The organism is Sabulibacter ruber (genome assembly GCF_017355955.1).
In the GTDB taxonomy this organism is placed as follows: domain Bacteria; phylum Bacteroidota; class Bacteroidia; order Cytophagales; family Hymenobacteraceae; genus Nibribacter; species Nibribacter ruber_A.
This window is the reverse complement of record NZ_JAFFID010000035.1, coordinates 1-385: the sequence shown is the minus strand read 5'-3', so window position 1 is coordinate 385 and position 385 is coordinate 1. Positions and strand designations below refer to the sequence as shown.

General features: G+C 56.1%; 1 pseudogene. It reads left to right on the top strand.

Annotated features, from left to right (window positions below):
- A pseudogene (locus JT719_RS24340) lies at nt 1-314 on the top strand (hypothetical protein); the annotation flags it as partial.
- Between the last annotated feature and the right edge of the window lie 71 nt (nt 315-385).

The following is a 385-nucleotide window of genomic DNA, read 5'->3' as shown; positions in this document are numbered from 1 at the left end:
TGTTCGCCTCGCACCAGGGCCTGCAGCACGACTACGAGGTAAGCTGCCCCGAGCTGGATTTCCTGGCCGAGAAAGCGAAAGAATCAGGGCTAGCGCTGGGCGCCCGCATGATGGGCGGGGGCTTCGGAGGCTGCACCATCAACCTGGTGAAGCTAGACAGGCTGGAGGAGTTCACCAGAACCATGGAAGGGGCCTACCTGAAACAGTTCGGGCAGGAGTTGCCGGTCTACATCGCTCGCATCGTGGACGGTACCAGTTTGCTGCAGACCGCCAAACCCGAGCCCTCCTACAATGACTCTGAGTGGACCCGCTAGTTTAAAGCCTTTTTCCCTGAAAGGAGCCTGAAAACGAAATCCTCTTTTATGAATCACTCCAATTCAAATAT